Annotated in this window: 1 protein-coding gene; it reads right to left on the bottom strand. The window is 51.3% G+C overall.

The window, feature by feature from the left end; all coding sequences use genetic code 11:
- On the bottom strand, positions 1-226 hold a 226-nt coding region (locus tag AC2Q9J_RS17990), incomplete at its 3' end, for a flagellar basal body rod protein FlgC (RefSeq protein ID WP_499042056.1).
- Positions 227-269 lie beyond the last annotated feature (43 nt).

Raw genomic sequence — 269 nt, 5'->3', positions numbered from 1 at the left:
CGATGATTTGAGATACCTGCACCCCTCCATTAACGGCATCCATTTGCTTCCGGAATGGCGCTTCTTGCAACACGGTCATCTTTCGTGTGTATGGTTGCCACTCTCCGTCCACGAGTCTCCCGCGAGTCGTCTGAGCGTTGGCGATGTTCGCCGACACGGTATCCATTCGTAGCCGTTGTGACGTCAACGCTGAAGCTGAAATATGAAAACTATCAAACATTCCCATTGATTACCGACCGCCCCGAATAACAGATTTTAAACCCCCGAGC

Source organism: Planococcus sp. RAB007_Raresut (assembly GCF_057369535.1).
Note: the sequence above shows the minus strand (reverse complement) of the source record. Positions and strands in the feature narration are given on the sequence as shown.